We start from the raw sequence: 23,071 nt of genomic DNA, 5'->3' as shown, positions 1-23,071 counted from the left end.
CCAGCAGATACGCGGCCTCGAGGAGGAACTCGGCGTGCAGCTCTTCGACCGCATCGGCCGCGGCCTCGTCCTCAACGAGGCCGGGCGCCTGTTCCTGGAGGAGGCGCGCGACCTGCTGCGCCGAGCCGAAAGGGCCGCCACGACGGCGCGGGAGGCGGGCCAGGGCGAGGTCGGGCGGCTCCGCGTAGGGTTCACCGCCTCCACCTGCTTCAACCCGGCGGTCACACGGGTGCTGAAGACCTTCCGGGAGACTTGGCCTCGGGTGGAACTGGTGCTGGAGGAGGGCCGCTCCAGCCTGCTTCAGGCCGCGCTGGAGGGGGGGCGGCTGGATGCGGCTTTCTTGCGGCCACCATTAAGCTCCACGACGTACCTGGACTTCCTCCTCGTTGCGAGCGAGCCGATGGTGGTGGCCCTGCCGATCGATCATCGTCTTGCAGGGCGTAGCAGGATCACGCTCGGTGAACTCCGGGACGAGACCTTCATCCTCTACCCTCGCGCAACCGGGCCCGGACTGTCGGAAAACGTTGTCGCGGCCTGTCAGAAGGCCGGGTTCGCGCCCCGCGTTACCCAGCAGACACCGCAGCTGGCGACCACCGTTAACCTTGTCGCGGCCGCGATGGGCATCGCGATCGTGCCGGACTGCATGCGCCAGCTCCGTCCGGACAGCGTGCGCTACGTGCCGCTCAGGGACGGGGCGCTGAAGGCCGAGTTCGGCCTAGCCTGGAGGCGGCAGGATCTGTCGCTGATCATTCGCCGCCTGATCGACACGGCGGCGCCGATCCATGGAGGGGAATCGCTCAAACAGGGCAGGCCTTGCTGACCAGTCGGGAGCGCAATGGAGGCGCGCTCGGGATGGCCCAAGGTGGCCGGAAGCGGACTGGCAGCTTCGGAGCACGCGGACGCCCGAAAGGGACCCAAGAGGCGGCCCACCTCGGCAGCTCTCGACGCGATGCCGACCACTAGGCCGGGCGAGCCGATGTCCGCTGCTGGTTGGCCAGCATGTCAATGCTGACGAGCAGCAGGACATCCACCGCGTGTCAGCTCGCCGAGGCTGGATCGAGAACGTCGGCGTGCGCTGCGAGGTAGGCATCCAGCCGCAGGAGCAGGGCTTGGCGCTCCTCCTCCGTCACGAAGGCCGCCTCCACCCCGTTTCGGACCAGACCTACGATCTCCTCCGTCGACAAGCCGAGGGCATCGCGGCAGGCCAGGAGGTTCTCCGTCACGTAGCCGTCGAAGTATGGCGGGTCGTCCGAGTTGACGGTGACATGCAGGCCATGCGCCATCAGCGCCTTCAGCGGATGCTCCCGCATGGATGACACCACCTTCAGGCGCAGGTTGGAGAGGGGGCAGACAGTGAGCGGGACGCGCTGGGCAGCCAGCTCCCGCACGAGGTCATGATCGGCGAGGCAGGCATTGCCATGGTCGATCCTGTCGACCTGCAGCAGATCCAGTGCCTCTCGCACGTAGGCGGCGGGGCCTTCCTCGCCAGCATGGACAGTGGTGCGGAAGCCACGATCACGGGCGGCCTGGAAGAAGCGAGCGAACTTGGAGGGTGGGTTACCGACCTCTGCGCCACCCATGCCGATGCCGATGATGTGGTCCTTCCACGGCATGACCTGGTCCAGAACGGCCATTGCGTCCGGCTCGGTCCGGTGGCGGTGGACACTGATCATCAGGCCCAGGCTCATACCGTGCTCGCGGCGCGCCTCCTCCATGGCGCCGAGTACGCCAGACATCAGTGCCTCGATCGGAGTGCCACGCTCGGTAAAGCTCTGCGGTCCGATGAACAACTCGGCGCGGATCACGCCGTCCTCGTGGGCCCGGCGCAGGTAGGCGCGGGTCACGTCGTGGAAGTCCCTCTCAGTCACCAAGACCTTGCAGCCCTCGAAATACAGGTCGAGGAACGACTGGAGGTTCTGGAACCTGTAGGCACCGCGCAGGGCCTCGGCCGTGTCCCAGCGGAGCTTCAATCCGTTACGGGCAGCGAGATCCAGCATCAGCTGCGGCTCGATGCTGCCCTCGATGTGCATGTGCAGGTCGGTCTTGGGCAGCCCACGGACGAAGGCTTCGATGCCGGTCATGGGAGGGAGCGGTCTCCTGAGATTGGTCGGGCAGAGTCCCCTGTCTCATCTCCGCTCATGCAGGTGAAGCAGGCATCCGGGCGATAGTTTTCTACGGCCAATTTCCACCCATCCCTGTCAGTCGGCTGAACCCGCCTCATGTCTGCTTCCGGGGACCGCCGCCATCGCGCTGACGGCTGCAATGGGCGCTGAGCCGCCATGGCTAAGATCGCGCCGGTCGCTTCACGGGGGAACTGTCGGTTACAGCGGACGCTCCTCCCCGGCCCGCTGTTCAGAGATGCGGCGCCCAGCTGCTCCGCCGTCACGGACACTCAGCATCCAGCTCAGTCATCCGGGCCCGAAGGCGCGGTACGGTCCAATCCAGGAAACTCCTGACCTTCAGCGGCAGCAGTTCGGCCGCCGCGTAAACCAGGCTGACCGGCAGGGGCTGCGGTGCGAAGTCGGCGAGAAGAGGCTGGAGCCGACCTGCCCGCAGCTCGTCCGCGACCTGGTACGAGAGCACGCGGATGATCCCGAGATCGGCCAGGGCGGCCCCGATGGCGGCTTCCGTCGTGTTCACGGCAAGCCTCGGGCGAGGCGCTGCCGACGCGAAGGCAGTGCTGTCCCCCCGGTACCGCCATTCCGGCGATGCCGCGAAGCCCTGGAAGCTGACGCCGTCATGTTGCGCCAGATCGTCGGGCACGCGAGGCACGCCGCATCGGGCGAGATAGCCTGGGGATGCGCAGATCACCCGCCGCACGGATCCCAGGCGCGTCGCCACAAGGCTGCTGTCTTCCAGGTGACCAATGCGCAGCGTGATATCGATGTGCTCATCGACCATGCTGACCTGCTGATCGGCCAGCCGCAGCCGCAAGGTGATCTCCGGCTGCTCCGCGAGGAAGGCGAGAGCCACAGGCATCAGGTGCCGCTGGCCGAACATGGTCGGGGCAGTGACGTGCAGCTCGCCGCGGGGGGCGCTGTACTCGCCGGCCGCCTGTCTCTCCGCTTCCTCCACCTGCTCGATGATTCGCCTGGAGACGGCGACGTAGGCGCGCCCGGCATCCGTGAGCTCGGCCCGGCGGCTGGACCGGACCAGGAGCTGCGTCCTGAGATGCCGTTCCAGGTCGGCCACCTTGCGGCTGACCGTGGCGAGCGGCGTCCGCAGCCGACGCGATGCAGCCGAGAGGCTGCCCTCCTCGACAACGGCCAGCAGCACCGACATCGCCTCGAACCGGTCCATCCTGCCTTCCGAATATCGGGAGGAACGCTCCCAGAGGGGCAGGGTACTGCGCCTGAGGTGGAGGTTCTAGCTTTCCGGTCAGGCAACGACGGCGCGTCCCGCGGACCCGCCAACTGATCGAAAGGAACATCCCATGCCAGGCCTGTCCCGCCGCGCCTTCGCCCTCGGCCTTCCTTCCGGTGCCCTCTCCATAGGTGCCCTGTCGCTCTTCGGCCGGACCGGGCACGCCGCCGCCGCCAGCCCGGTCGTCGTCACCCCCCAGGCGCAGGTCCGGATCGGGCGCTTCACGGTTACCGCCCTCGCCGACGGCTACGCGGACATGCCCTACACTTTCTTCCCGGGCCGCACGGCAGGTCAGGTGGAGCAGGCGGCGCGGGCGCAGTTCGTCGCCCGGCCCGGCGGCGTCCGCTTCCTGTTCAATCAGTATCTGATCGAGGACGGCGAGCGCCGGGTGCTGATCGATGCCGGGCCGGCCGGCTCGCTGGGCCAAACGGGCCTGCTGCCGCAGGCACTCGCCGCCCTGGGCGTGCGCCCGGACGGGATTGACGCGGTGATCGTGACCCACATGCACCAAGACCATATCGGCGGGCTGGTGGCAGGCGGGCAGAATAACTTCCCCAACGCCGAAATCTTCATCGACCGGCGCGATGTCGCCCACTGGACGGACCCGGCCAAGCGGGCCGGCGCCCCGGACTACCTGCAGCCGAGCTTCCGGATGTCGGAGGAGGTCGTGCGCCTCTGCCCGCGGCTTCAGGCCATCGACGGCGAGCGCCAGATCGCGCGCGGCATCTCAGTCATCGACCTGGCCGGCCACACGCCCGGCCATATCGGCGTGCGGATCGAGGATGCCGGGCAGAGCCTCATCATGGTCTCCGACATGGTCTTCCCGGTGGTGCACCCCGCCGCGACGGACGTGAACTTCATCATGGAGCAGGACCACGCGGCGGCGAAGGCGATGCGGGACCGCTTCTTCCCGCGCGCGGCCGGGGAGGGCGCGCTGATCGCCGCGACGCACATGGCCTTCCCCGGGCTCGGCCGCATCGTGCCGGACGGCGGCACCCACCGCTGGCAGCCGGCCGACTGGGCCTTCCAGGGCTGAAGGGGCGCCGGGCGCCCGATCGCACCGCTTGCCGAGGCTTCAGGAGGAACCAGTGCGCCACCGTTATCTGGAGATCGCATCGACACCATCCGTGGAGGCTGCGCGCGGGCAGTACGGCGGCGCGGCCCAGTGGGCTCGTGCCGCTAGGTCTGCCGGCGAGGAGACCGTCCGGAACGATCGGCTTGGCCCAGCCGAGGCGCAGTTCATCGCCGCGCGCGACGGCTTCTACCTGGCGAGCGTGTCTGAGACCGGCTGGCCCTACGTCCAGTTCCGCGGCGGGCCCGCGGGCTTTCTCAGGGTCATCGACAACCATCTGCTCGGCTATGCCGATTTCCGCGGCAACCGGCAGTACCTGTCGGTCGGCAACGTCGAGGCGAACGACAGGGTCTCTCTGTTCCTCATGGACTACGCGCATCAGCGGCGCCTGAAGATCTTCGGGCGCATGCGTGTCGTGGATGCCCGCGAGGACCCGGCCCTTGCCGGGCGGCTCGCGGTGCCGGGCTACGCCGGACGCGTCGAGCGCGCGGCCCTCATCACGGTCGAGGCGTTCGACTGGAACTGCCCGCAGCACATCACGCCCCGCTTCACGCAGGACGAGCTGGAGGGGGCGCTTCGGCCGGTTCGTGAGGAAATGCTGGCTCTGAAAGCGGAGAATGAGCGGCTGCGGCACCTACTACGGGCAGTTAGTTCCGGTCAGCCCGGCACAACGGAAGGCACGATGATTGAGGCCGGGCGTTGAGGTCGCGGCCGCCGCTCTGCTACCGGTCCCAGTAGGGCGGATCGCCGAAGGCAGCCTTCAGCTCCGCCACGAGGGCGCGCAGCTTCGCGGAGGAGCGACGCCCCTCGGGGTGGGCGACGTAGATGAACTCGCCCTCCGCTTCCGCACCGATCTCGATCACCCGCAGCTCGCCCGCCTTGACCGCGCCATGGATGATGAAGGTCGGGAGGAGCGCGATGCCGAGACCGGCTATGGCGGCGTCCCGCATCATGTCGCCGTTGTTGGCGCACAGGGCCGCCCTCCCGCGCAGAATCATCGTCCCGCCCGGGCCGACGAAGCGCCAGTCCGCGTGGCTGCGGTTGGTGTAGAAGATGCCCCTGTGGTCCTTCAGCGCGGAGATGGATTGGGGAGTTCCCTGCCGTTCCAGGTAGGCCGGCGAGGCGACAAGGACACGGCGGCTGGGCGCGAGCCGCCAAACCGTGAGTCGGCTGTCGGAAATTACCCCGTGCCGCACGACGGCGTCGTAGCCATCCGCCGAGGCGTCCACGCGGCGGTCGTCGAGGTCGAGCGTCAGCTCCAGGCCGGGGTGGCGGGCCAGGAAGGGGTAGAGGGCGGGGCCGAGATGCAGGCGCCCGAAGGTCACCGGCGCCGAGATGCGCAGGGGCCCCTGCAGCTCCCTGCGGCGTTCGGAGATGGTGGCCGCTGCGTCCTCCACGTCCTGCACGATGCGGGAGGCGCGCTCGAGGAAGGTGGCGCCGTCCTCCGTCAGAGCCAGCTTTCGCGTGCTACGGTGGAGCAGGGGGGCGCCGAGGCTTCGCTCGAGTTCCGCGAGCCTCTCGCTGACCACCGACTTCGAGAGGCGCAGGCGCCTTGCGGCCTCGCTGATGGACCCGGCCTCGGCAATGACGACGAAGGCGGAAATTCCCTCCAGCCGCATCATGTTCGGAAATCCCGGACGCCTGATCTCTGATTTGCACACTAATCGGAGCGACCCAGCACCTCCAGACTGGCGTTGGCCCGGCGGGATCGGGTCTGGGGCGCAGCGGCCCGCTCCGCCGCGGGAGATCGGAACCATGCGCAGGCTTTTGTTCGGCATCCTCGTGGCATTCTCCGTGGCCTGGCCGGCCATGGCGCAGCCCCAAACCTTTCCGTCCGACTTCCAGATCCAGGAGGTCCAAGCGGGAGGGGTCACGCTCCATGTCCGGGTCGGCGGGGCTGGCCCAGCTATCGTCCTGCTCCACGGCTTCGGTGATACGGGCGACATGTGGGCGCCGCTCGCGGCGGAGCTGGCGCGGGATCACCGGGTCGTCGTGCCGGATCTCCGGGGCATGGGCCTGTCGTCCCGGCCGGAGGGTGGCTACGACAAGTGGACCCAGGCCGGTGATGTCCGCGCCGTGCTGGCGCAGTTCGGGATCGGGCGGGCGACGGTGGTCGGCCACGACATCGGGACCATGGTCGCCTTCGCCTATGCGGCCCGCTACAGGGCCGAGACGGAGCGGCTCGTGGTGATGGACGCACCGGTCCCGGGCGTTCCGCCCTGGGACGACATCGTGCGGAACCCGCTCCTCTGGCACTTCGACTTCGGCGGGTCCGACATGGAGCGGCTGGTGGCCGGGCGCGAGCGCATCTACCTCGATCGCTTCTGGAACGAGTTCGCGGGCAACCCCGCCCGCCTGGAGGAGGAGACCAGGCGGCATTACGCGGCGCTCTATGCCCGGCCCGGCGCCATGCGCGCGGCCTTTGCCCAGTTCCGGTCCATCCGGGAGGACGCGGAGCGGAACAGGGGCGAAATCGGTGAGAGGCTAACCATGCGGGTCCTGGCCATCGGCGGGGAGAAGTCCTTCGGCGCGACCCAGGCCGCCGTGATGAGGAACGCCGCCGTTGATGTGACGGAGGTGGTGATCCCCGACGCTGGCCATTGGCTGATGGAGGAGCAACCCGCCGCAACCATCGCGGCCATTCGGGGCTTCCTTCAGACGCGCCCTTGAGAGGCTTCGGCTAGACAAAGCGTTGTGCCGCCGCAGGGGCTGTCACAAGCCATTCCGTCGCCTCTCGGGCACGCTGCCCGCCGGCCGTCAGGTTCGCCTGTGTCATGTAGCAGCCGCTCCGACGGCGGCGGAATAGCTGCTGAGCGGGTCCGAGAATTGACCAGCCCCCACTGGTCCCGCCCCCTATTTAGGTCCGGGGTCTACGCAAGCTCTCGGGCTGGTTGAGCCTGGTCGGCAAAGGCCTCTGGGGTCAAGTTCCCCAGGGCCGAGTGGGGTCGCTCCTCGTTGTAGTGGCACCTCCATTCCTCGATGCGCGCCCGGGCGTCAGCCAGGGACAGGAACCACGAGGCGTTCAGGCACTCGGCGCGCAGACGGGCGTTGAACGCCTCAATAAACGCATTGTCCGTGGGCTTGCCCGGGCGTGAGAAGTCGATCCCGACCCCGTTGAGGTAGGCCCAGTGGTCGAGCAGGCGGCCGTTGAACAACTGGTCGGACATGAAGTCCATCGCCCAGATCTCGTTCGGAACCGTCGCGCCCGGCCGCCCCTGCCGGTAGCGCCAGGCCCGCTTGCGGCGGGGCTGCTTGGTGCGGATCGACAGTCCTTCCTCGGCGTAGAGCCGGTGGACGCGCTTGTGGTTCACCGGCCAGCCCTCGCGCCGGAGCAGCACGTGCAGGCGCCGATAGCCGTAGCGAACCCGCACCGCGGCCAGGTCGCGCAGCCGCATGCGTAGCTCGACCTGCGGGTCGCGCCGCGAGCGGTAGCGCTGGGCGGATCGATGGAACCCCGTCGCCGAGCAGGCCCGACGCTCGCTGATCCGGTAGCTGCCTCGCAGCACAGCCACCACCTCGCGGCGCAGCGCGGGCCTCACCATTTTTTTCGCAGCACGTCCTGCAGCAAGGTCTTGTCGAGGCTGAGGTCGGCGACCAGCCGCTTGAGCTTGGCATTCTCCTCCTCAAGCTGCTTCAGCCGTCGGATCTCCACCGTCCCCATCCCGGCATACTGCTTCTTCCACCGGTAAAAGGTCGGCTCCGAGACGCCGAGCTTGCGGCAGATCTCGGCCACCGCCATGCCGCTCTCCGCCTGTCGCAGGGCAAAGGCGATCTGTTCATCCGTGTACCGCTTCTGCTTCATGGCACCGCCCCCCTCCTCGGGGGCTTACAGTGCCCAAAAATTCGCGCCCCCGCCGGACCAGTTTCCGGGGTCAGGACCACTGGCCCCTCGCCTCCTCTGCGGACCATCCGTACACGGCCGCCGCCCCGGGCAGCCAATCGATGATCCGGTCATCCCGGTCCGCGGTGAAGATGGCGTAGTCCCGCGCCTCCTCCATCATGAGGCGGAAGCGCTCCTCGGTGCGACGCAACTCGCTCACCTTCAGCAGCCGGTCGAGCATCGGCCCGAGGATGATAGTGTAGGTGCGGAGGAACTCTGTGTCCTCTTCGCCAAACTCGCGCGGCTCGGTGTCGTCCATCTGGAGCAGGCCATAGGCCCTTTCCCCGGGCAGCAGAATCGGAGCGTTCACCAGCGCCACCACACCGGCCTTCTTCATGAATTCAGGAACCTGGAAGCGATCTTCCTTGCTGATGTCCTGTGTGACGACGAGGACGCGCTTCTCGATAGAGTAGGTCTCAGAGGAGTGCTCCGTCATGGGCAGGCGTACCCGGCCCACGACGCCCTCGGCCCAGCCCACCCCGGCCCTCACCCAAAGCACCTTACCGCCCTCCTGGATTTCCAGGACCTTGGCCCGGCTGGTTCCGAGCGTCTCGCCAACGAGGCGGCAGGCCTCCTGCAGGATCTCGCCCAGATCATCGCAGCGCAGGGCGAACTCGCCGAAGTCGGCCAGCATCTTCTGCCGCTGGATCATCTGCTCCACGTCAGGCATCCAGAGGTTCCTCCGTCAGGGTTGCTGGCGGCAGGCACCATGCATGGAGGCCTGCTGGGTTCGCCACCACCGCCGGAACGCCGCCGCAATGCACCGGCTGCCTAATCCGCGCCCGGGAAGTCGATAGTGGGCGAGATGGGCCGCCGCTTCGGCCGCTTCTCCGCCCTTACACGTCCGAAGCCGCCATTTCGTTTCCGGCCGGAAGCAGCGGAAGGCGTTCAGTTAGGTGGTGGATGGTGCGGCCAGCATGGCGCATCGTCGATAAATGGACCATGAGGGCGGACTGCCGGCTTTCCGGAACACCCCGATGAGCGTTCCCACCACCCGAGTTCACGCGCTACTCCATGTGCCGCCCGTGCCCTTCACCCCGGCGGAGATGCGGGTCGCCCAGGTGTTGCTGGAGGAGTACCCGATCGCCGGGCTCGGCACGGTGGCCAGCCTGGCGAAGCGCGCGGGGGTGAGCGACCCGACCGTCGTGCGCCTTATCGTCAAGCTCGGCTACGAAGGCTTTCCCGCCTTCCAGCGCGCTCTCCTCGGTGAGGTGGAGGACCGCCTCCGATCGCCCCTCATGATGATGGAGGCGCGCGACGAGGCGCAGAATGCCCCGGGCGGCTACCTGGCCTCCGTGGAGGCGGCGCTGGCCGAGACCCGGCGACGAGATCTGGCGGAGAATCACGCCCGCGCGGCCACGATGATCCTGGACCGGAAGGCGCGGGTGGCGCTGCACGGGGGGCGGTTCAGCCGCCACCTCGCGGGCATCCTGCACACCCACCTCGTCCAGTTCCGCCCCGGCGTGCGGCACCTGAACGGCACGCATGCGGAGATGGTGGACGCGCTGGTGGATCTCGCGGTACCGGACGTGCTGATCGTCTTCGACTACCGGCGCTACCAAGCGGATGTGGTCGACTTTGCCGAACAGGCGGCCGGGCGCGGGGTGCGGATCATCCTCTTTACCGATACCTGGCGGTCACCGGTCGCGCGGCATGCCGAGGTGGTCTTCACCGCCCCGGTGGAGGCTGCCTCTCCCTACGATACCATGGTGCCCGCTCTCGCCCAGGTGGAGACGCTGCTGGCCTGCCTCGTGGAGCAGCGCGACGAGGGCGTGCGGCGGCGAGTGCGCGAGATCGAGGCCGTGCGCGCAAGGAATCGCGTCACCAACTCCGGCGGAGAGGAGAAGCGGGAGGGCTGAGAGCCCCTTCCGCAGGCGCGGCGCTCAGCCCCGGCGGATGCCCCAGAACACCGGCACGCCCCTGGGCATCCCATTGAGGTCGCCGCGATAGGCCGTGAGCTGCGCCACCTGGCCCAGCGGGATGTAGGGGACGTGGCCGAAGGCCTCCTCCTGCAGCTGGCGGGCGGCCGCCTGCTGCGCGGCGAGATCCGGGGCGGCGAACCACGCCTCCCGCAGCCGCTCGATCGCAGGGTCCTCGGACCAGCCATAGGCGCCGCTGGCGCCGTCGCCGCGCAGCAGCGGGTGCACGGCGGGGTTCAGCATGTCGGAGCCGGTGTTGAAGGCGACATAGGCGTGCCAGCCGCCCTGCGAGGCCGGTTCCTTCTTGTTCCGGCGCTGGAGCATGGTGCCCCAGTCCATGGCCTGCAGGTCCACGTTCATCCCGGCCTGGCGCAGCGCGTCCGCCGCCACTTCCGAGGCGCTGTTGTTCAGCTGGATGTCGGAGGGCGTCATGAAGACGAGCTTCTCGCCCGAGAGGCCGGCGGATTGCAGCGCGCCGCGCAGCGCCGCCTTGTCGCGCGGGCCGGTCAGGGCCGAGAGACCGGCATCGTTGGCCAGGGGGGTGTCCGGGCAGAAGAAGCCTACCCCCGCCTTCCAAAGAGCCGGGTCCGTGCCGGCGGAGGCCATCACCACATCCGCCTGCGAGATGGCGGCGACCATGGCGCGCCGCACCTCGCGGTTCGCGGCCGGGCCGTGCAGGTGGTTCAGGCGGAGGGAGCCGATATAGCCGGATGGGTCGAGCGTCTCGACCTTGATGTCCCGCCCCCGCCGCAGCAGCGGCAGGATGTCCGCGCCCGGCAACTCGTACCAGTCCACCTCCCCTGCCCGCAGGGCGGAGGCGGCGGTGGAGGCGTCGCTGATGACCTTCCACTCCACGCGGTCGAGATGCGCGATCTTCGGCCCCGCCGTGCCGGAGGCGGCCGCGCCCTCGCGCGGGCGGTAGGCGGCGAAGCGCTCGTACACCACGCGGTCGCCCGCCACGCGCTCATCGGCCCGGAAGCGGAAGGGGCCGCTGCCGACCACCTCGGTAAAGGCCTTGTCCGGGCTCCCCTCCGCGATGCGGGCCGGCATCATCGCGCAGACGAGGCCGGAGGTCTTGCCGAGCACGAAGGGCAGCAGCGGGAAGGGCCGCTTCAGCCGGAAGGCGATCGTCCTGTCATCCGGCGCGAAGAGCTCGTCCGTGATGGAGAGCAGTGTGCGGCCGAGGTCGTCGCGCCTGCCCCAGCGGCGGATGCTGGCCACGCAGTCCCGCGCCAGCACCGGCGTGCCGTCGTGGAAGGCCAGGCCTTCGCGCAGGGTCAGCGTCCAGCGGCGCCCATCCTCCTCCACGGCGTGCCCGGCCACCATCTGCGGCTGCGGGTTGTAAGCGGCGTCCATCCCGTAGAGCGTGTCGAAGACGAGATAGGCGTGGTTGCGGGTGACGTAGGCGGTGGTCCAGACCGGATCGACCACCGCGAGATCCGCGTGCGGCACGAAGCGGAGCAGCCGCTGCCCTTGCGCCGCACCGAGGCGCGGAGAGGCGAGGGAGGCGCCGATGGAGGCGCCCGCAAGGGAGAGAAGCTGGCGGCGATGCATGGCGGGTGGCTCCGCGCGGTCTGATGGACTGTCAGGGGCAGCAGAATGGCACGCCCGGTCCCTGTCAATCTTGTTTCATCTTCACCGGCGGGACCGTCGGTTGTAATGGATGCCAACCTCCCCGGCCGCGGTGCCCCGCCACCCGGCCCAGCCGCAGGACGGCCCAGGCATGACCCAGGATCCGGCGCGCCGCGACGCGCCCTATCGCCGCGGCGAGACCGCCCTGCTGCTCGTGGACATGCAGCGCATCTGGGTGGAGCCGGGGCTGGAGCACCCCTATGACGAGCGGCCCTACTACTACGGCCGCCTGCGCGACACGGTGATCCCGAACCAGCGGCGCCTCCTCGCGGCGGCACGGGGCGCGGGTGCGGACGTGCTGCACACGGTTATCGAGAGCCTGACGAGCCACGGGCGGGACCGCTCGCTCGATCACAAACTCTCGGACATGCATGTGCCGAAGGGCGCGCCGGAGGGGCGCGTGATCGAGGCGCTGGCGCCGGTGGAGGACGAGATCGTGCTGCCGAAGACCTCCTCCGGCGTCTTCAACTCCACCAACATCGACTACGTGCTGCGGAATCTCGGCGTGCGCTACCTGATCATCGCCGGGGTGGTGACGGACCAGTGCGTGGACATGGCGGTGCGGGACGCGGCGGATCGCGGCTATCTCGTCACCCTGGTGGACGATGCCTGCGCCACTTACAGCGAGGAACGGCACCGCGCCGCCGTGAATGCCTTCGGAGGCTACTGCTGGGTGAGCGACACGGCTACGGTCGCCGCGAGGCTGGACGCGCTGGCGGGAGAGGGGTGATGGACGAGCTCGTCACCCTCCTCACCACCGACCTCGTCGCCATCACCCGCGGCCGGGGCTTCATGCCGGCGGCGCTGGAGGGCTATCTCACGCGCGGTTGCGGCTGGGTGCCGGCGAACATGGCGCTGACGCCCTTCGACCTCATCGCGGAGGACAACCCCTGGGGCTCCGCCGGCGACCTGCGCCTGATGCCCGATCCGGCGACGGCGATCCGGCTGGAAGGCCTTGGCACCACGCCGCTGCACACCTATTTTTCCGACATCACGGGGCTGGACGGCACCCCCTGGGAGTGTTGCCCGCGCAGCCTGCTGAAGCGTGCGGTGGCGGCGCTGGAGCGCGAGGCGGGGCTGGTCCCCGTCGCCGCCTTCGAGCACGAGTTCCAGATTCTCGGCGCGGACTGGGCCCCTGCCCCCGCCTTCTCCATCGCGGCCGCGCGCCGGGCCGATCCTTTCGGGCCGGGGCTGATGGGCCTGCTGAAGGCGGCGGGGCTGGAGCCGGAGATGTTCCTGCCGGAATACGGCACGGACCAGTTCGAGGTGACCTGCCGCCCCGCCGGCGCGCTGGCCGCGGCGGACCGGGCGGTCGCGCTGCGGATGATCGTGCGGGAACTGGCCGCCCACCAGGGCTGGCGCGCCAGCTTCGCCCCGAAGACCGCGCCGGACGGCGTGGGCAACGGCGTGCACATCCATCTCAGCTTCCGCGACCGGGAAGGGCAGCCCGCCACCTACGACCCCGCGCGGCCCGGCGGCCTCTCCGAAGCCGCCGGGCGCTTCGCGGCGGGGGTGGTGCGGCACATGCCCGCGCTGCTGGCGCTGACGGCGCCGAGCCCCCTCTCCTACCTGCGCCTAGTCCCGCACCATTGGAGCGCGGCCTATTCCTGCCTCGGCCTTCGCAACCGGGAGGCGGCGCTGCGGATCTGCCCGATCCCGGAGCTGCCCGGCACCGATCCGGCGAAGGTCGCGAATTTCGAGTTCCGCGCCACCGACGCCACGGCTAACCCCTACCTGGCCCTGGCCGCGCTGATCTTCGCGGGGCTGGAGGGGCTGCGCGCCGGGCTGGCGCAGCCGCCGCTGGTCAACACCGACCCTTCCGGGATGACGGAGGCGGAGCGCGCGCGACTGGGCGCCCATCGCCTTCCGGAGAGCCTTCCCGCGGCGCTGGAAGCCTTTCGCGCCGACGCGGCGGTGCAGTCCTGGCTGCCGCCGGTGCTGAGCGACTGCCTCGTCGCGGTGAAGCGGAAGGAACTGTCCCTCGTCGCCGACCTGACGCCGGAGGAACTCTGCGACCGCTACGCGGCGATTTACTAATGTCCGCCCGCTTGCTGTCGCCCGACGAGCCGCCGGCCTTCACCGCGCGGAACCTCGGCGGCGCCTCGCCCCTCGTGCTGCTCTGTGAGCACGCAAGCAACAGGTTGCCGCGCCGCTTAGGTGATCTCGGCCTCCCATCGGAGGAGCTGCGGCGCCACATCGCCTGGGACATCGGCGCCGCCGCGCTGGCCGGGGCCCTGTCCCGCGCTCTGGACGCGCCGCTGTTCGAGACCGGCTATTCCCGGCTGGTCATCGACTGCAACCGCCCCCTCGGCGTCTCCGCTTCGATCCCGGAGCGCAGCGAGGACACGGCGATCCCCGGCAACCTTGCCCTTTCCGCGGAAGATCGCCGCGCGCGGGAGGAGGCGCTGTTCCACCCGTTCCAGAACGCCGTGGCAGCGCATCTGGACGCCCGCCAAGCGGCTGGGCGGCCCACCGCGATCATCGGGGTGCACAGCTTCACACCGATCTTCCGCGGCATCCGCCGGCCGTGGGAGGCAGGAGTTCTCTTCGACGGCGCGAAGGACTTCGCAATGCCGCTGATCGAAGGCCTGTCCGCCTCTGGCCTCGCGGTGGGCGAGAACGAACCGTACCGCATCGAGGTCGGCGACGACTATACCGTGCCCGTCCACGGTGATGGCCGCGGCCTGCCCGCCCTGCTCATCGAGATCCGCCAGAACCTGCTGGCCGATGACGCGGCCGCGCGGCACTGGGCGGATCGCCTCGTCTCCCCGATCCGGCGCGCCCTGGCCGCCGCCCTGCCCGCGAAGGAGCCCGCATGACCGAAGCCTGGGAAGCCCCGCTGCGCGAGGCCGTAGCGCGGGAACACGATAACACCGTCGCGCTGCTGCAACGCCTCGTCCGCATTCCCAGCGTGAACCCGAAGTTCGTCGCCGACCCCGCCCAGAACCGGGAGGCCGAGGTGCAGGACGCGATCGAGGCCGAACTGCGCGCCTTGGGCTTCACGACCGAGCGGAGCTTCCCTCTGCCCAACCGCCCGAACCTCTACGGCCACTGGGCGGGAGGCCAGGAGCGCAGCCTCGCCCTTTGCGGCCATGTGGACGTGGTGCCGGTGGGCGACCGGGCATCCTGGACCACCGATCCTTTCGGGGCGGAAATCCGGGACGGCCGCATGTACGGGCGCGGCGCCGGCGACATGAAGGCCGGGCTGGCCGCCTGCATCGCCGCCTGCCGCGCCATCCGGGGTCTCGGCCTGGTGCTGGACGGCCGGCTGGAATTCCACGCGGTGGTGGACGAGGAGGCCGGTGGCTTCGGCGCCATGCAGGCCGCTGCGCGCCAGCCCGCTCCCGGCGCCGTGCTGGTGGCGGAGAGCAGCGGCGGCACTATCCGCCCCTCGGCCGGCGGGCTGGAATGGGTGCGCGTGGTGGTTCGCGGGCTGAACGGCCACTCCTCGCGCCGCTTCGCCTCCATCTATCCCGGCGACCACCCCGCGCGCAGCTCCGGGCGCAGCGTGAACGCCATCGAACTGGGCGCGCGCCTTCTGGGCGCGGTGCGGGAGCTGGAGACGGAGTGGGGCGTGAACCGCTCTTACCCCGGCATGCCGCCGGGGATGAACACGATCAGCCCCGGCGTGATGGTGGCGGGCGCGGGATGCGGGCCGGACGGGATGCCGACGATCCTCAGCAACCCCGCCATCGTGCCGGACACCTGCACGATCGACTTCGACCTGAAGTTCCTACCGCACGAGCGTTCCGCCGATATCCGGCGCGAGTTCGAGGCCTGCATCGCCCGCTTCGCGGCTTCCGACCCCTGGCTGCGCGAGCACCCGCCCCAGGTCATCTGGGATCTCTACGGCCTGCACTTCCCGCCCGTGGACACGCCGGTGGACCACCCGCTCTCCCGGGCCTTGAGGGAGAGCCGCGAGGCCGCAGGGCTGCCCGTGACCTTCGAGGGCGCGCTCGGGGTGACGGATGCGGCGCACTACGCCGCACACGGTATCAAGGGCATCGTCTACGGCGCGCTCTCGGCGGATGCCCACGGACCGGACGAGTCCGTGGACCTAGCCTCGCTGCTGGAAGCAGCGCAGATGATCGCCGCCGCCACCGTGCGTTTCTGCGGACTGAGGACATGAACGCCGTGACGGTTGACCGCTCAGGTAACGGTCGCCCTGAACCCACCCGGGCGAAGTCGGCCAGACCCAGCCACGGCTGCTTCGCGCCCAACTCTGCCACTCAGTGGCCTTGGCGTTCGTCTCAAGAGCGGACATCGCTACCTTGCAATGCCGGGTGCGGGATTGTGTTCGCATCGCCGCGCTGACGAGCGCATTTCGATCAAGCTAGCCGCCCGCAAGGTGGATTGGGATTGTTGCAGCCGCCCATTCAGTCTGGCAGGTTCAGCCGCCGCGCATGTAGCGCCGCTCCGGCCGATAGCGCCCCCTCCACCTTGATGTGAGGAGCATCAGCCAGGTGAGCCAGCGCGGCGGCACCATCACGAGGCCTCCGAAATCGTCCGGCCACGGTGAGCTGTTCGAGGCGGCTCCACCCCCAGGCGGAGGAACGCCTCGTCCGGCGCCTCGTGCAGGCACATCGCCTCGACCATTCCTGCCGTCAGGCGCGTGACCACCGCCTCGTCCACGATCGGCGAGGCCTGGCCGGGATCCGATGTGAGGTCGTAGAGCACCGTCCGCGCCTCGTCGAAGAGCCCGTGCGGCGGCTCCCGCGTCGTCTGCCCAGGGCGCGCCGGCACCTTCAGCAGCGGCATGCCCTGGGTGAAGCCGAAGGGCTCCACGAGGCTCGCCCCGGCCAGCTCCTCCGTCGCGAAGAAGTTCTTTTGATGGAGCGGGATGAGAACGTACTCGTTCAGCTCCTGCGTCATCATGTCCGGCGGGTAGCGAAAGTAGGTGTGGCGCCCGTCCGTCACGTTCACTGCCGCGCCGAACATCCCGAAGATCGCGGTGTCCCGCAGCTTGGCATCGCTGTCGAGCACGGGCAGGAGGGAGCGTCCGGTCACCACCGATGGCGGCTCCACCCCGAAGCAGTCCAGGATCGTGGGCATCAGGTCTACCGTCTGCGTTAGCGCCCCCCGCCTCCCGCCGGAGCGGTGCGCGGGATGCCAGAAGAACAGCGGAATGCGCGCGATCTCCTCGTAGAACGGCATCACGTTCTTCGCCCACCACTCGTGCTCCCCGAAGAGGAAGCCGTGGTCGGTGGTGACGACCAGCGCCGTGTCCCGCCACAGGTCCTCCTCATCGAACACGTCCAGCAGGCGGCCGAGCTGCTCGTCGCAGAGGGTGAGCAGGGCGGCGTAGTTCGCGCGGATCTCGGCGACCTCGGCGGGCGATTCCGTCACCCGCTTGTAGCGCGGCCAGTCGAGGATCGGCCCCTCATACCCGGTCCGGAACCGCTCCCGCAGCCGGGGCGGCGCGTAGAAGGGCTCGTGCGGGTCGAAGGTCTCGAGGTGCAGCAGCCAGCGGGCGGCGTGGCGGTTGGTGGCCAGGAACTCCAGCGCCGCGTCGAAGCACTTCACGCTGGGGAAATCGGCCTCCTCCTTCATGTACTCGCGGTTGACCATGTAGTTCAGCCGGCCGTCCGTGAGCTCGGCCGGATGCTGCAGCGGGTGGTACATGGCCTTGAACCGCTCCAGCGGCGGCTCCACCATCGCCTTCCACTTGTCCTTCTCCTGCCCGCGTATGTACTCCCAGCTCGAGTAGCGCTGGTGGTAGGTCGCGCCGCCATCCTCGAAGTAGTGGAAGTGGTCGGAGATGAGGTGGCTGTAGACGCCGGCCTTCCCGAGCAGCGCGGCGTAGGAGATGTCGTAGGGCTCCAGGGGCCCCCAGCCGCGGTGCAGGAAGTTCAGCCGCCCTGTGTGCAGGTCCCGCCGCGCGGGCATGCAGGGCAGGCTGCCGACGTAGTGCGTATCGAACACGGCCGCGCGCCGCGCCAGGCGGTCGAAGTTTGGCGTCGGCACGGCGGTGCCGCCATAGGCGCCCAGCGCGTGGCGGTTGAGGCTGTCGAACAGGACGAAGACGACGCGCACGGTGCCTACTCCCCCTTCGAGCCGGCCAGGAAGGCGCGCCAGCCGCCGAGATCGCTGATGTCGCGCGCGCCGGCCGCCTCGGCCGGGTCGCAGAGGTAGCCGTGCACCTCCGCCCCGTCCTCCAGCCGAACGCGGCCCAGCCGGATGGGCGCGCGGACGAGAGAGGCCAGTCGCGCCACGGCCCCGGCGGGCAGCGCGTACAACTCGCCCTCGATGCGGGCGCCCCTCCCCGGCTCCGCCTCGACCAGCCCCGGATTGGGGCTGTCGGCAGCACCGCGCGTCAGCAGGCGGTAGGAGGCCGCCGTGCGCACGGGGTGAAGGAGCCTGGCCCCCTCGTCCAGCAGCTCGTGGTGCCGGGACAGGCCCGCCAGGTGGTTACCCACGGCGAGCAGGAAGTCGGCCTCGTCCGTCATGCACGCCCCTACTCCGCCCGGATGCCCTGGCGATTGATCAGCGCCTTCCAGCGGCCGATCTCCGACACCTGGAAGGCCCGGCACTCCTGCGGCGTGCTGGCCGAGACGGTGAAGCCGATCTCCGCCATGCGCTGAACCACCTGCGGCTGGCGCAGCGCGGCGGTGATCTCCTTGTGTAGGCGGTCCACAACCGGGGCCGGCACGCCCGCCGGCACCATCATCGCCTGCCAGGAGGTGACGACGAGGTCGCGTAGCCCGGATTCCACCCCCGTCGGTACGTCCGGCAACAGCGAGGAGCGCTCGGGCGAGGTGATCACGACCGCCCGCAGCCGTCCCTCGCGCACATGGTTCGTGACGTTGCCCAGGTTGAAGAAGGCCATCTCGACATTCCCCGCCATGAGGTCGGTCAGGGCCGGGGGGCCGCCGGGATAGGGCACGTGCTGGGCCTGGGTGCCGGTGAGCTGCTTGAACAGTTCCATGGTCAGCTGGTCCGAGGAGCCGACGCCGCTCGTCGCGTAGGAGGTGCGGTCGCCCCGGCCCTTCATCCAGGCGACGAGCGATGGCAGGTCCCGGGCCGGGTTCTGCGGGTTGACGACGAGGACGTTGGGCGTGGTCGCCACCAGGGTGACGGGGTCGAAGTCCTTCACCGGGTCGTAACTGAGGCTAGGGCGCAGGGCGAAGTTGATGGCGAAGTGGCCGATCGAGCCCATGAGCAGCGTGTAGCCGTCAGCGGCGCTGCGGGCCACGAAGCGGGTGCCCACCTCGCCGTTCGCCCCCGGCCGGTTGTCCACCACCACCGGCCGCCCGAAGGAGGCCTGCAGGATCGGCACGATGGAGCGGGAGATCACGTCCCCCGTGCCGCCGGCGGGCCCGGGCACGACGATGCTGACGGGGCGGGAGGGCCAGGGATCCTGCGCCGCGGCCTGGCGCGCCAGGGCGGCGCCCCCGATCAGGAGGGAGGCGCCGAGGAGTTCGCGGCGGCAGCACCCGGCCGGGGCTTCCGGCTCGATGCACTTCGCCCCTGTCGATGCCGGATCGCGAAAGTCAGGAGGGATGTCGGTCGGCATGGGTGGTTGTCTCCTCCGGAGCCCCGGCAAGCCCGGCGCGGGGCGGCTTTATTTTCAGCCATCGTCGCGCCACCATGCCCCGCAAGTCCAAGACCATCGGGCGACAGGCCCGATGCCGGACCGGCATGGATCATCCCCTTGGAACTGCGCCAGCTCCGCTACTTCACGGTCGTCGGGCGCCAGCGGCACTTCGGGCGGGCCGCTGCCCTGCTGCGGGTGGCGCAGCCCGCGCTCAGCCGGCAGGTCGCGAAGCTGGAGGCGGAGCTCGGGGTCCAGTTGCTGGAGCGCCACGCCCGGGGCGTCGCCCTGACGCCCGAGGGAGAGGTGCTGCTGGCCCGGGCGGAGGCGGTGCTCGCCGAGGCCGGCGCCCTGCTGGAAGAGGCGCGCGCGCAGCCTCGGGAGCCCCAGGGCACGGTCGCCCTCGGCTTCTCGCCGAGCGTGGCGGAGCTCTTCGGAGGGCGCCTGGCCGCGCTGAGCCTTCGCCGCTATCCCCATGTGCGGCTGCGGATCACGACGGCGGCCAGCCCCGTGCTCGAGACGTGGATCCACGAGGGGCGTGTCGACGTCGCCATCCTCAACGGCCCGACGGACCCGTCCCGCTTCCTCCTAACACCGCTGCTGGAGGAGCCGGTCTGCCTGATCGGCCTGCGCAACGACCCGCAGCTTGCCAAGGACAGGGTGGAACTGGCCGCGCTGGGCCGATTGCCGCTGGTGGTCACCGGCCCGCCGGATGGTCCCATGCAGCGCATGCTGATGGCCGCTCAGGCTCAGGCAGGGCAGGCCCTGTCACCGCTCGCCCAGGTCGACACGGCGGTCGTCGGACGGCAGCTTGTCCTGGCGGGCGTCGGGCCGATGGTGGAGGTGGCGGCCGTCGTCAGGGCCGAACTGGAGGCCGGGACGCTGAGGGCCGTGCCGATCGGCGACCTCCGGCTGCGGCGCTTCCTCGCCCGCGCCAGGGGGCGTGCGGGCTCGGACGCCGTGGCCCGCATCGCGGGCCTGATGCGCGACTGCGTCGCCAACATGGTGGCGGAGGGCAGCTGGCCCCGTGCCACGGCCCTCGATGGCGGGCACTCCGCCACGTCGGGCAGCAGTCTCGATCCGGCACCCTGAGGAGTGGGTGACCAATGCCGTTGAGCCGGCGTCCAGAGGAGGACGAGGCTCTCACGACCATCTCCCATCCTCGCCGACGCCATGCTGCGGGGGAGGCGGCAGGATCGGCCATGCCCATGTGAGCGGCGGGGAAGCCTGCCCAAGCCTCCGAGGGGCTCATGGCAGGCCGCATGGAGGTCAGTCCGGCCGGATGCCCGCGCTGGCAATCACCTCGGCGTAGCGGGCCCTCTCCTGCCGCAGTTGCGCCGGAAGCGTCTCGCGGCCGAGATAGGCGGGCTCCTGGCTGATGTTGGCGAGGCCCGCACGGGTCGCCTCCAGGGCGAGCCAGTCCCTCAGCTCCTGATCCAGCCGGGCGATCACGCCCTCGGGCGTTCCCGCCGGGGCGAACAGGCCGAACCAGACGCTGCCGTCCAGGGCCGGGAAGCCGAGTTCCGGCAGGGCCGGCACATCCGGGAGGAAAGGGGAACGTTCGGGTGCGACCGCCGCCAGGGCGCGAAGCTGCCCGCCGCGCAGCGGCCCGCCGAACACCGTGAGGTCGCTGATGCACAGGTCCACCCGCCCGGCGATCAGGTCGGCCAGGGCGGCGGGATAGCCGCGGTAGGGCGCGTGCGTCAGCTCGATCCCGGCGGCGCGCTGAAGCTGCTCCGTCGCCAGGTGCCCCACCGTGCCGCTACCGTTGGTCGCGTAAGCCAGGGGCTGCCTGGCCGAGCGGGCCTGGGCGAAGAGCCCCTTCAGGTCGCGGGCGGGTGAGTGCGCCGGCACGAAGAGGAAGAAGGGCAGCCTCGCCAGCCGCGCGATCGGGACGAAGTCCTTCTCCGGCTGGTAGGCCAGGCGCGGGCCAAAGAGGGCCGGATTGATCGCCACCACGGAGTTCGTCGCGAGAAGCAGGGTGTAGCCGTCCGGCGCGGCGCGCGCGACCGCCTCAGCGGCGATGGTGCCGTTCCCGCCCGGCCGGTTCTCGACGACGAAGGGTTGGCCGAGCCTCTCGGTCAGGCGCGGCAGCGCCAAGCGGATCGCCACGTCGGGCGCGCCGCCCGGCGCGAAGGGAGCGACGATCCGGACCGGCCTCGCGGGCCACGCCTCCTGGGCCGGCGCCAGACGCGGAGCTGCCAGGCCGGCCAGCAGCGCTGCACCGAAGTGGCGCCGCTGCATCATGAACACGGCACGATCTCCGAGCAGTTTCATCCTTTCCTCCCTCTATAGGCTAGCTTATTGACCCAATATGTGCGAGCCGTGGGATAAGGGCCAGAGCAAAAGGGCGGAGGACGTCGTGGAAGCTGATCCGGGAGGGATGGTGGTCACGCTGCTGGGGACCGGCACGCCGAACCCTAGCGCCGAGCGCTTCGGTCCGGCCGCGCTCGTCCAGGCGGGCGGGCTCAACCTTCTGTTCGATGCCGGGCGCGGCTGCCCCGTCCGCCTCGCCCAGTGCGGAGTCCCTCTGGGGCAGGTGTCCGCCGTCTTCCTCACCCACTTCCATTCGGACCACGTGAACGGGCTCGCGGATGTGTGGATGAGCTCCTACGTTCCTCCCGCCTGGGGCGGACGCCGTACCCCGATGCGCCTCTTCGGCCCGCCCGGCACGGAACGGATGGCCCATCATCTCCGGGAAGCCTTCGCGGACGACATCCGCATCCGCATGGCGGACGAGCGCGTCCCTGAGGCGGCGACGCGCATTGAGGCGCGGGACTTCCCCGCGAGCGGGGGCGTGATCCTGGACGAGGCCGGGGTGCGGGTGACGGCGTTCGAGGTGGACCACGGCCAGCACATCCGCCCGGCCGTGGGCTTCCGCATCGACCATGGCGGGCGCAGCGTCCTCCTCTCCGGCGACACGAAGCCGCACCCGAACGTCGTCCGGTACGGCGCCGGGGTGGACCTGCTCGTCCACGAGGTCTGCGGGTTGCCGCCCGGCCTGGCGGACCACTCCATCTCAAGGGCCATCGCGGACCACCACACCTCCCCGGAGCAGGCGGCGGAGATCTTCTCCGCCACCCGTCCGAGGCTGGCCGCCTTCACCCACATCGTGCAGATCAGGGCGCCCGGCACGCCGCCCGTCTCCCTCGCGGAGATCGAGCAGCGAACACGCGCCGGCTATGACGGCCAGCTGGTGCTCGGCGAGGATCTCATGCAGTTCACCCTCACAGCCGACGAGGTCGCAGTCGGAAGGGCCGGCTGACCGGACGCGGGGACGCAGGACGAGGCGGCTGCGCCTCACCCTCATAGCCGCCACCTTCATGGCCGCCCTCCCCATGGCTGCCGTGCAGGCGCAGCCTGCCGCGGTAACGTCCTCTGCCCCGGCCACCCAGCAGGAGCCGCAGTACCCAGTTCTGGCTCTTCGAGGAGGAGGGCTGACATGCTGGAGATCGGTGCGGCAGCCCCCCGTCGCGCCGATGCGTGCCTTGCCGTCCCACAAGGTACGGAAAGAGCCAGGAACGCAGGCTCATGCTTCAATAGCGCCCTAGAAGGGGCGACCACACGTTCGCAAATTGGCCGCTGATGTCTGCTTCTCGACACTGATAGCCCGGGAGTGGACATGCCGCCTCCGGCCAAGGTCGGTCACTGGGCTAGCTTCCGCCTTCACCGTT

Annotated in this window: 20 protein-coding genes and 1 pseudogene; 11 read left to right on the top strand and 10 right to left on the bottom strand. The window is 70.0% G+C overall.

Features of this window, described 5'->3' with window-relative positions; all coding sequences use genetic code 11:
- Positions 1-820, top strand: an 820-nt coding sequence (locus J5Y10_RS24380) for a LysR substrate-binding domain-containing protein (protein ID WP_209376737.1), incomplete at its 5' end; no start/stop codon positions are given.
- 217 nt (positions 821-1,037) lie between these two features.
- On the opposite strand, the gene J5Y10_RS24375 is transcribed toward J5Y10_RS24380, so the two are convergent.
- Entirely contained in the window at positions 1,038-2,081 is a 1,044-nt protein-coding gene (locus J5Y10_RS24375; RefSeq protein WP_209376736.1) for an adenosine deaminase, read from the bottom strand.
- Between the two features lie 301 nt (positions 2,082-2,382).
- Complete coding sequence (locus J5Y10_RS24370; protein ID WP_209376735.1) at positions 2,383-3,300, bottom strand: LysR family transcriptional regulator; 918 nt, start codon at positions 3,298-3,300, stop codon at positions 2,383-2,385.
- Positions 3,301-3,433: 133 nt separating this feature from the next.
- Here J5Y10_RS24370 and J5Y10_RS24365 point away from each other — a divergent pair, with 133 nt between their 5' ends.
- Together J5Y10_RS24365 and J5Y10_RS24360 are read left to right on the top strand one after the other, a co-directional pair.
- Positions 3,434-4,399: an MBL fold metallo-hydrolase gene (locus J5Y10_RS24365; protein WP_209376734.1), complete on the top strand. Its 966-nt coding sequence runs from the start codon at positions 3,434-3,436 to the stop codon at positions 4,397-4,399.
- 52 nt (positions 4,400-4,451) lie between these two features.
- Complete coding sequence (locus J5Y10_RS24360; RefSeq protein WP_209376733.1) at positions 4,452-5,138, top strand: pyridoxamine 5'-phosphate oxidase family protein; 687 nt, start codon at positions 4,452-4,454, stop codon at positions 5,136-5,138.
- Positions 5,139-5,157: 19 nt separating this feature from the next.
- On the opposite strand, the gene J5Y10_RS24355 is transcribed toward J5Y10_RS24360, so the two are convergent.
- Positions 5,158-6,057: a LysR family transcriptional regulator gene (locus J5Y10_RS24355; RefSeq protein WP_209376732.1), complete on the bottom strand. Its 900-nt coding sequence runs from the start codon at positions 6,055-6,057 to the stop codon at positions 5,158-5,160.
- 133 nt (positions 6,058-6,190) lie between these two features.
- Between J5Y10_RS24355 and J5Y10_RS24350 the strand changes: the two genes are divergently transcribed.
- Positions 6,191-7,105, top strand: coding sequence for an alpha/beta fold hydrolase (locus J5Y10_RS24350; RefSeq protein WP_209376731.1), 915 nt, complete (start codon positions 6,191-6,193; stop codon positions 7,103-7,105).
- Positions 7,106-7,305: 200 nt separating this feature from the next.
- Here J5Y10_RS24350 and J5Y10_RS24345 read toward each other — a convergent pair.
- Both J5Y10_RS24345 and J5Y10_RS24340 read right to left on the bottom strand, forming a co-directional pair.
- Positions 7,306-8,237 (bottom strand): annotated as a pseudogene (locus J5Y10_RS24345) (IS3 family transposase).
- A gap of 70 nt (positions 8,238-8,307) precedes the next feature.
- Positions 8,308-8,985, bottom strand: coding sequence for a GAF domain-containing protein (locus tag J5Y10_RS24340; protein ID WP_209376730.1), 678 nt, complete (start codon positions 8,983-8,985; stop codon positions 8,308-8,310).
- Between the two features lie 307 nt (positions 8,986-9,292).
- Here J5Y10_RS24340 and J5Y10_RS24335 point away from each other — a divergent pair, with 307 nt between their 5' ends.
- Positions 9,293-10,174 carry a MurR/RpiR family transcriptional regulator gene (locus J5Y10_RS24335; protein WP_209376729.1) on the top strand — a complete coding sequence of 294 codons (882 nt, stop codon included), beginning with the start codon at positions 9,293-9,295 and terminating at the stop codon, positions 10,172-10,174.
- A gap of 24 nt (positions 10,175-10,198) precedes the next feature.
- On the opposite strand, the gene J5Y10_RS24330 is transcribed toward J5Y10_RS24335, so the two are convergent.
- Positions 10,199-11,788, bottom strand: a complete 1,590-nt coding sequence (locus tag J5Y10_RS24330) for an ABC transporter substrate-binding protein (RefSeq protein WP_209376728.1) — start codon at positions 11,786-11,788, stop codon at positions 10,199-10,201.
- 169 nt (positions 11,789-11,957) lie between these two features.
- Here J5Y10_RS24330 and J5Y10_RS24325 point away from each other — a divergent pair, with 169 nt between their 5' ends.
- The 4 genes from J5Y10_RS24325 to J5Y10_RS24310 are packed head-to-tail and all read left to right on the top strand — an operon-like array spanning position 11,958 to position 15,995.
- Positions 11,958-12,596: a cysteine hydrolase family protein gene (locus J5Y10_RS24325; protein WP_209376727.1), complete on the top strand. Its 639-nt coding sequence runs from the start codon at positions 11,958-11,960 to the stop codon at positions 12,594-12,596.
- Positions 12,596-13,903: a type I glutamate--ammonia ligase gene (locus J5Y10_RS24320; RefSeq protein ID WP_209376726.1), complete on the top strand. Its 1,308-nt coding sequence runs from the start codon at positions 12,596-12,598 to the stop codon at positions 13,901-13,903. Before J5Y10_RS24325 ends, J5Y10_RS24320 begins: the two co-directional genes overlap by 1 nt.
- Positions 13,903-14,685 carry an N-formylglutamate amidohydrolase gene (locus tag J5Y10_RS24315; RefSeq protein ID WP_209376725.1) on the top strand — a complete coding sequence of 261 codons (783 nt, stop codon included), beginning with the start codon at positions 13,903-13,905 and terminating at the stop codon, positions 14,683-14,685. Before J5Y10_RS24320 ends, J5Y10_RS24315 begins: the two co-directional genes overlap by 1 nt.
- Complete coding sequence (locus tag J5Y10_RS24310; protein WP_209376724.1) at positions 14,682-15,995, top strand: M20 family metallopeptidase; 1,314 nt, start codon at positions 14,682-14,684, stop codon at positions 15,993-15,995. The genes J5Y10_RS24315 and J5Y10_RS24310 overlap by 4 nt, the downstream gene beginning before the upstream one ends.
- A 356-nt stretch (positions 15,996-16,351) precedes the next feature.
- On the opposite strand, the gene J5Y10_RS24305 is transcribed toward J5Y10_RS24310, so the two are convergent.
- The 3 genes from J5Y10_RS24305 to J5Y10_RS24295 are packed head-to-tail and all read right to left on the bottom strand — an operon-like array spanning position 16,352 to position 19,379.
- Positions 16,352-17,899 (bottom strand): sulfatase, encoded by a 1,548-nt coding sequence (locus tag J5Y10_RS24305; protein ID WP_209376723.1) that lies wholly within the window; start codon positions 17,897-17,899, stop codon positions 16,352-16,354.
- Between the two features lie 5 nt (positions 17,900-17,904).
- Entirely contained in the window at positions 17,905-18,312 is a 408-nt protein-coding gene (locus J5Y10_RS24300) for an allophanate hydrolase-related protein (RefSeq protein WP_209376722.1), read from the bottom strand.
- An 8-nt stretch (positions 18,313-18,320) separates the two neighbouring features.
- A complete protein-coding gene (locus J5Y10_RS24295) occupies positions 18,321-19,379 on the bottom strand; it encodes a Bug family tripartite tricarboxylate transporter substrate binding protein (protein ID WP_209376721.1) in 1,059 nt (352 codons plus the stop codon).
- Positions 19,380-19,517: 138 nt separating this feature from the next.
- On the opposite strand from J5Y10_RS24295, the gene J5Y10_RS24290 reads away from it, so the two are divergent.
- On the top strand, positions 19,518-20,489 hold the full coding sequence (locus J5Y10_RS24290; protein ID WP_209376720.1) for a LysR family transcriptional regulator: 972 nt from the start codon (positions 19,518-19,520) through the stop codon (positions 20,487-20,489).
- 177 nt (positions 20,490-20,666) lie between these two features.
- On the opposite strand, the gene J5Y10_RS24285 is transcribed toward J5Y10_RS24290, so the two are convergent.
- Positions 20,667-21,674 carry a Bug family tripartite tricarboxylate transporter substrate binding protein gene (locus J5Y10_RS24285; RefSeq protein ID WP_209376719.1) on the bottom strand — a complete coding sequence of 336 codons (1,008 nt, stop codon included), beginning with the start codon at positions 21,672-21,674 and terminating at the stop codon, positions 20,667-20,669.
- A gap of 85 nt (positions 21,675-21,759) precedes the next feature.
- On the opposite strand from J5Y10_RS24285, the gene J5Y10_RS24280 reads away from it, so the two are divergent.
- Positions 21,760-22,662 (top strand): MBL fold metallo-hydrolase, encoded by a 903-nt coding sequence (locus J5Y10_RS24280; RefSeq protein ID WP_209376718.1) that lies wholly within the window; start codon positions 21,760-21,762, stop codon positions 22,660-22,662.
- Positions 22,663-23,071 lie beyond the last annotated feature (409 nt).

Origin of the sequence: Roseomonas indoligenes, from assembly GCF_017813365.1 — a bacterium.
In the GTDB taxonomy this organism is placed as follows: domain Bacteria; phylum Pseudomonadota; class Alphaproteobacteria; order Acetobacterales; family Acetobacteraceae; genus Roseomonas; species Roseomonas indoligenes.
The sequence above is the reverse complement of the archived record's forward strand: the minus strand, read 5'-3'. Positions and strand labels throughout refer to the sequence as shown.

What these genes read in the sequence shown, in the direction of transcription:
- J5Y10_RS24285 (WP_209376719.1), bottom strand. Translation starts at nt 21,674, where the DNA reads ATGAAACTGCTCGGAGATCGTGCCGTGTTCATGATGCAGCGGCGCCAC.
- J5Y10_RS24370 (WP_209376735.1), bottom strand. Translation starts at nt 3,300, where the DNA reads ATGGACCGGTTCGAGGCGATGTCGGTGCTGCTGGCCGTTGTCGAGGAG.
- J5Y10_RS24300 (WP_209376722.1), bottom strand. Translation starts at nt 18,312, where the DNA reads ATGACGGACGAGGCCGACTTCCTGCTCGCCGTGGGTAACCACCTGGCG.
- J5Y10_RS24335 (WP_209376729.1), top strand. Translation starts at nt 9,293, where the DNA reads ATGAGCGTTCCCACCACCCGAGTTCACGCGCTACTCCATGTGCCGCCC.
- J5Y10_RS24310 (WP_209376724.1), top strand. Translation starts at nt 14,682, where the DNA reads ATGACCGAAGCCTGGGAAGCCCCGCTGCGCGAGGCCGTAGCGCGGGAA.
- J5Y10_RS24325 (WP_209376727.1), top strand. Translation starts at nt 11,958, where the DNA reads ATGACCCAGGATCCGGCGCGCCGCGACGCGCCCTATCGCCGCGGCGAG.
- J5Y10_RS24315 (WP_209376725.1), top strand. Translation starts at nt 13,903, where the DNA reads ATGTCCGCCCGCTTGCTGTCGCCCGACGAGCCGCCGGCCTTCACCGCG.
- J5Y10_RS24375 (WP_209376736.1), bottom strand. Translation starts at nt 2,081, where the DNA reads ATGACCGGCATCGAAGCCTTCGTCCGTGGGCTGCCCAAGACCGACCTG.
- J5Y10_RS24350 (WP_209376731.1), top strand. Translation starts at nt 6,191, where the DNA reads ATGCGCAGGCTTTTGTTCGGCATCCTCGTGGCATTCTCCGTGGCCTGG.
- J5Y10_RS24355 (WP_209376732.1), bottom strand. Translation starts at nt 6,057, where the DNA reads ATGATGCGGCTGGAGGGAATTTCCGCCTTCGTCGTCATTGCCGAGGCC.
- J5Y10_RS24320 (WP_209376726.1), top strand. Translation starts at nt 12,596, where the DNA reads ATGGACGAGCTCGTCACCCTCCTCACCACCGACCTCGTCGCCATCACC.
- J5Y10_RS24365 (WP_209376734.1), top strand. Translation starts at nt 3,434, where the DNA reads ATGCCAGGCCTGTCCCGCCGCGCCTTCGCCCTCGGCCTTCCTTCCGGT.
- J5Y10_RS24295 (WP_209376721.1), bottom strand. Translation starts at nt 19,379, where the DNA reads ATGCCGACCGACATCCCTCCTGACTTTCGCGATCCGGCATCGACAGGG.
- J5Y10_RS24330 (WP_209376728.1), bottom strand. Translation starts at nt 11,788, where the DNA reads ATGCATCGCCGCCAGCTTCTCTCCCTTGCGGGCGCCTCCATCGGCGCC.
- J5Y10_RS24340 (WP_209376730.1), bottom strand. Translation starts at nt 8,985, where the DNA reads ATGCCTGACGTGGAGCAGATGATCCAGCGGCAGAAGATGCTGGCCGAC.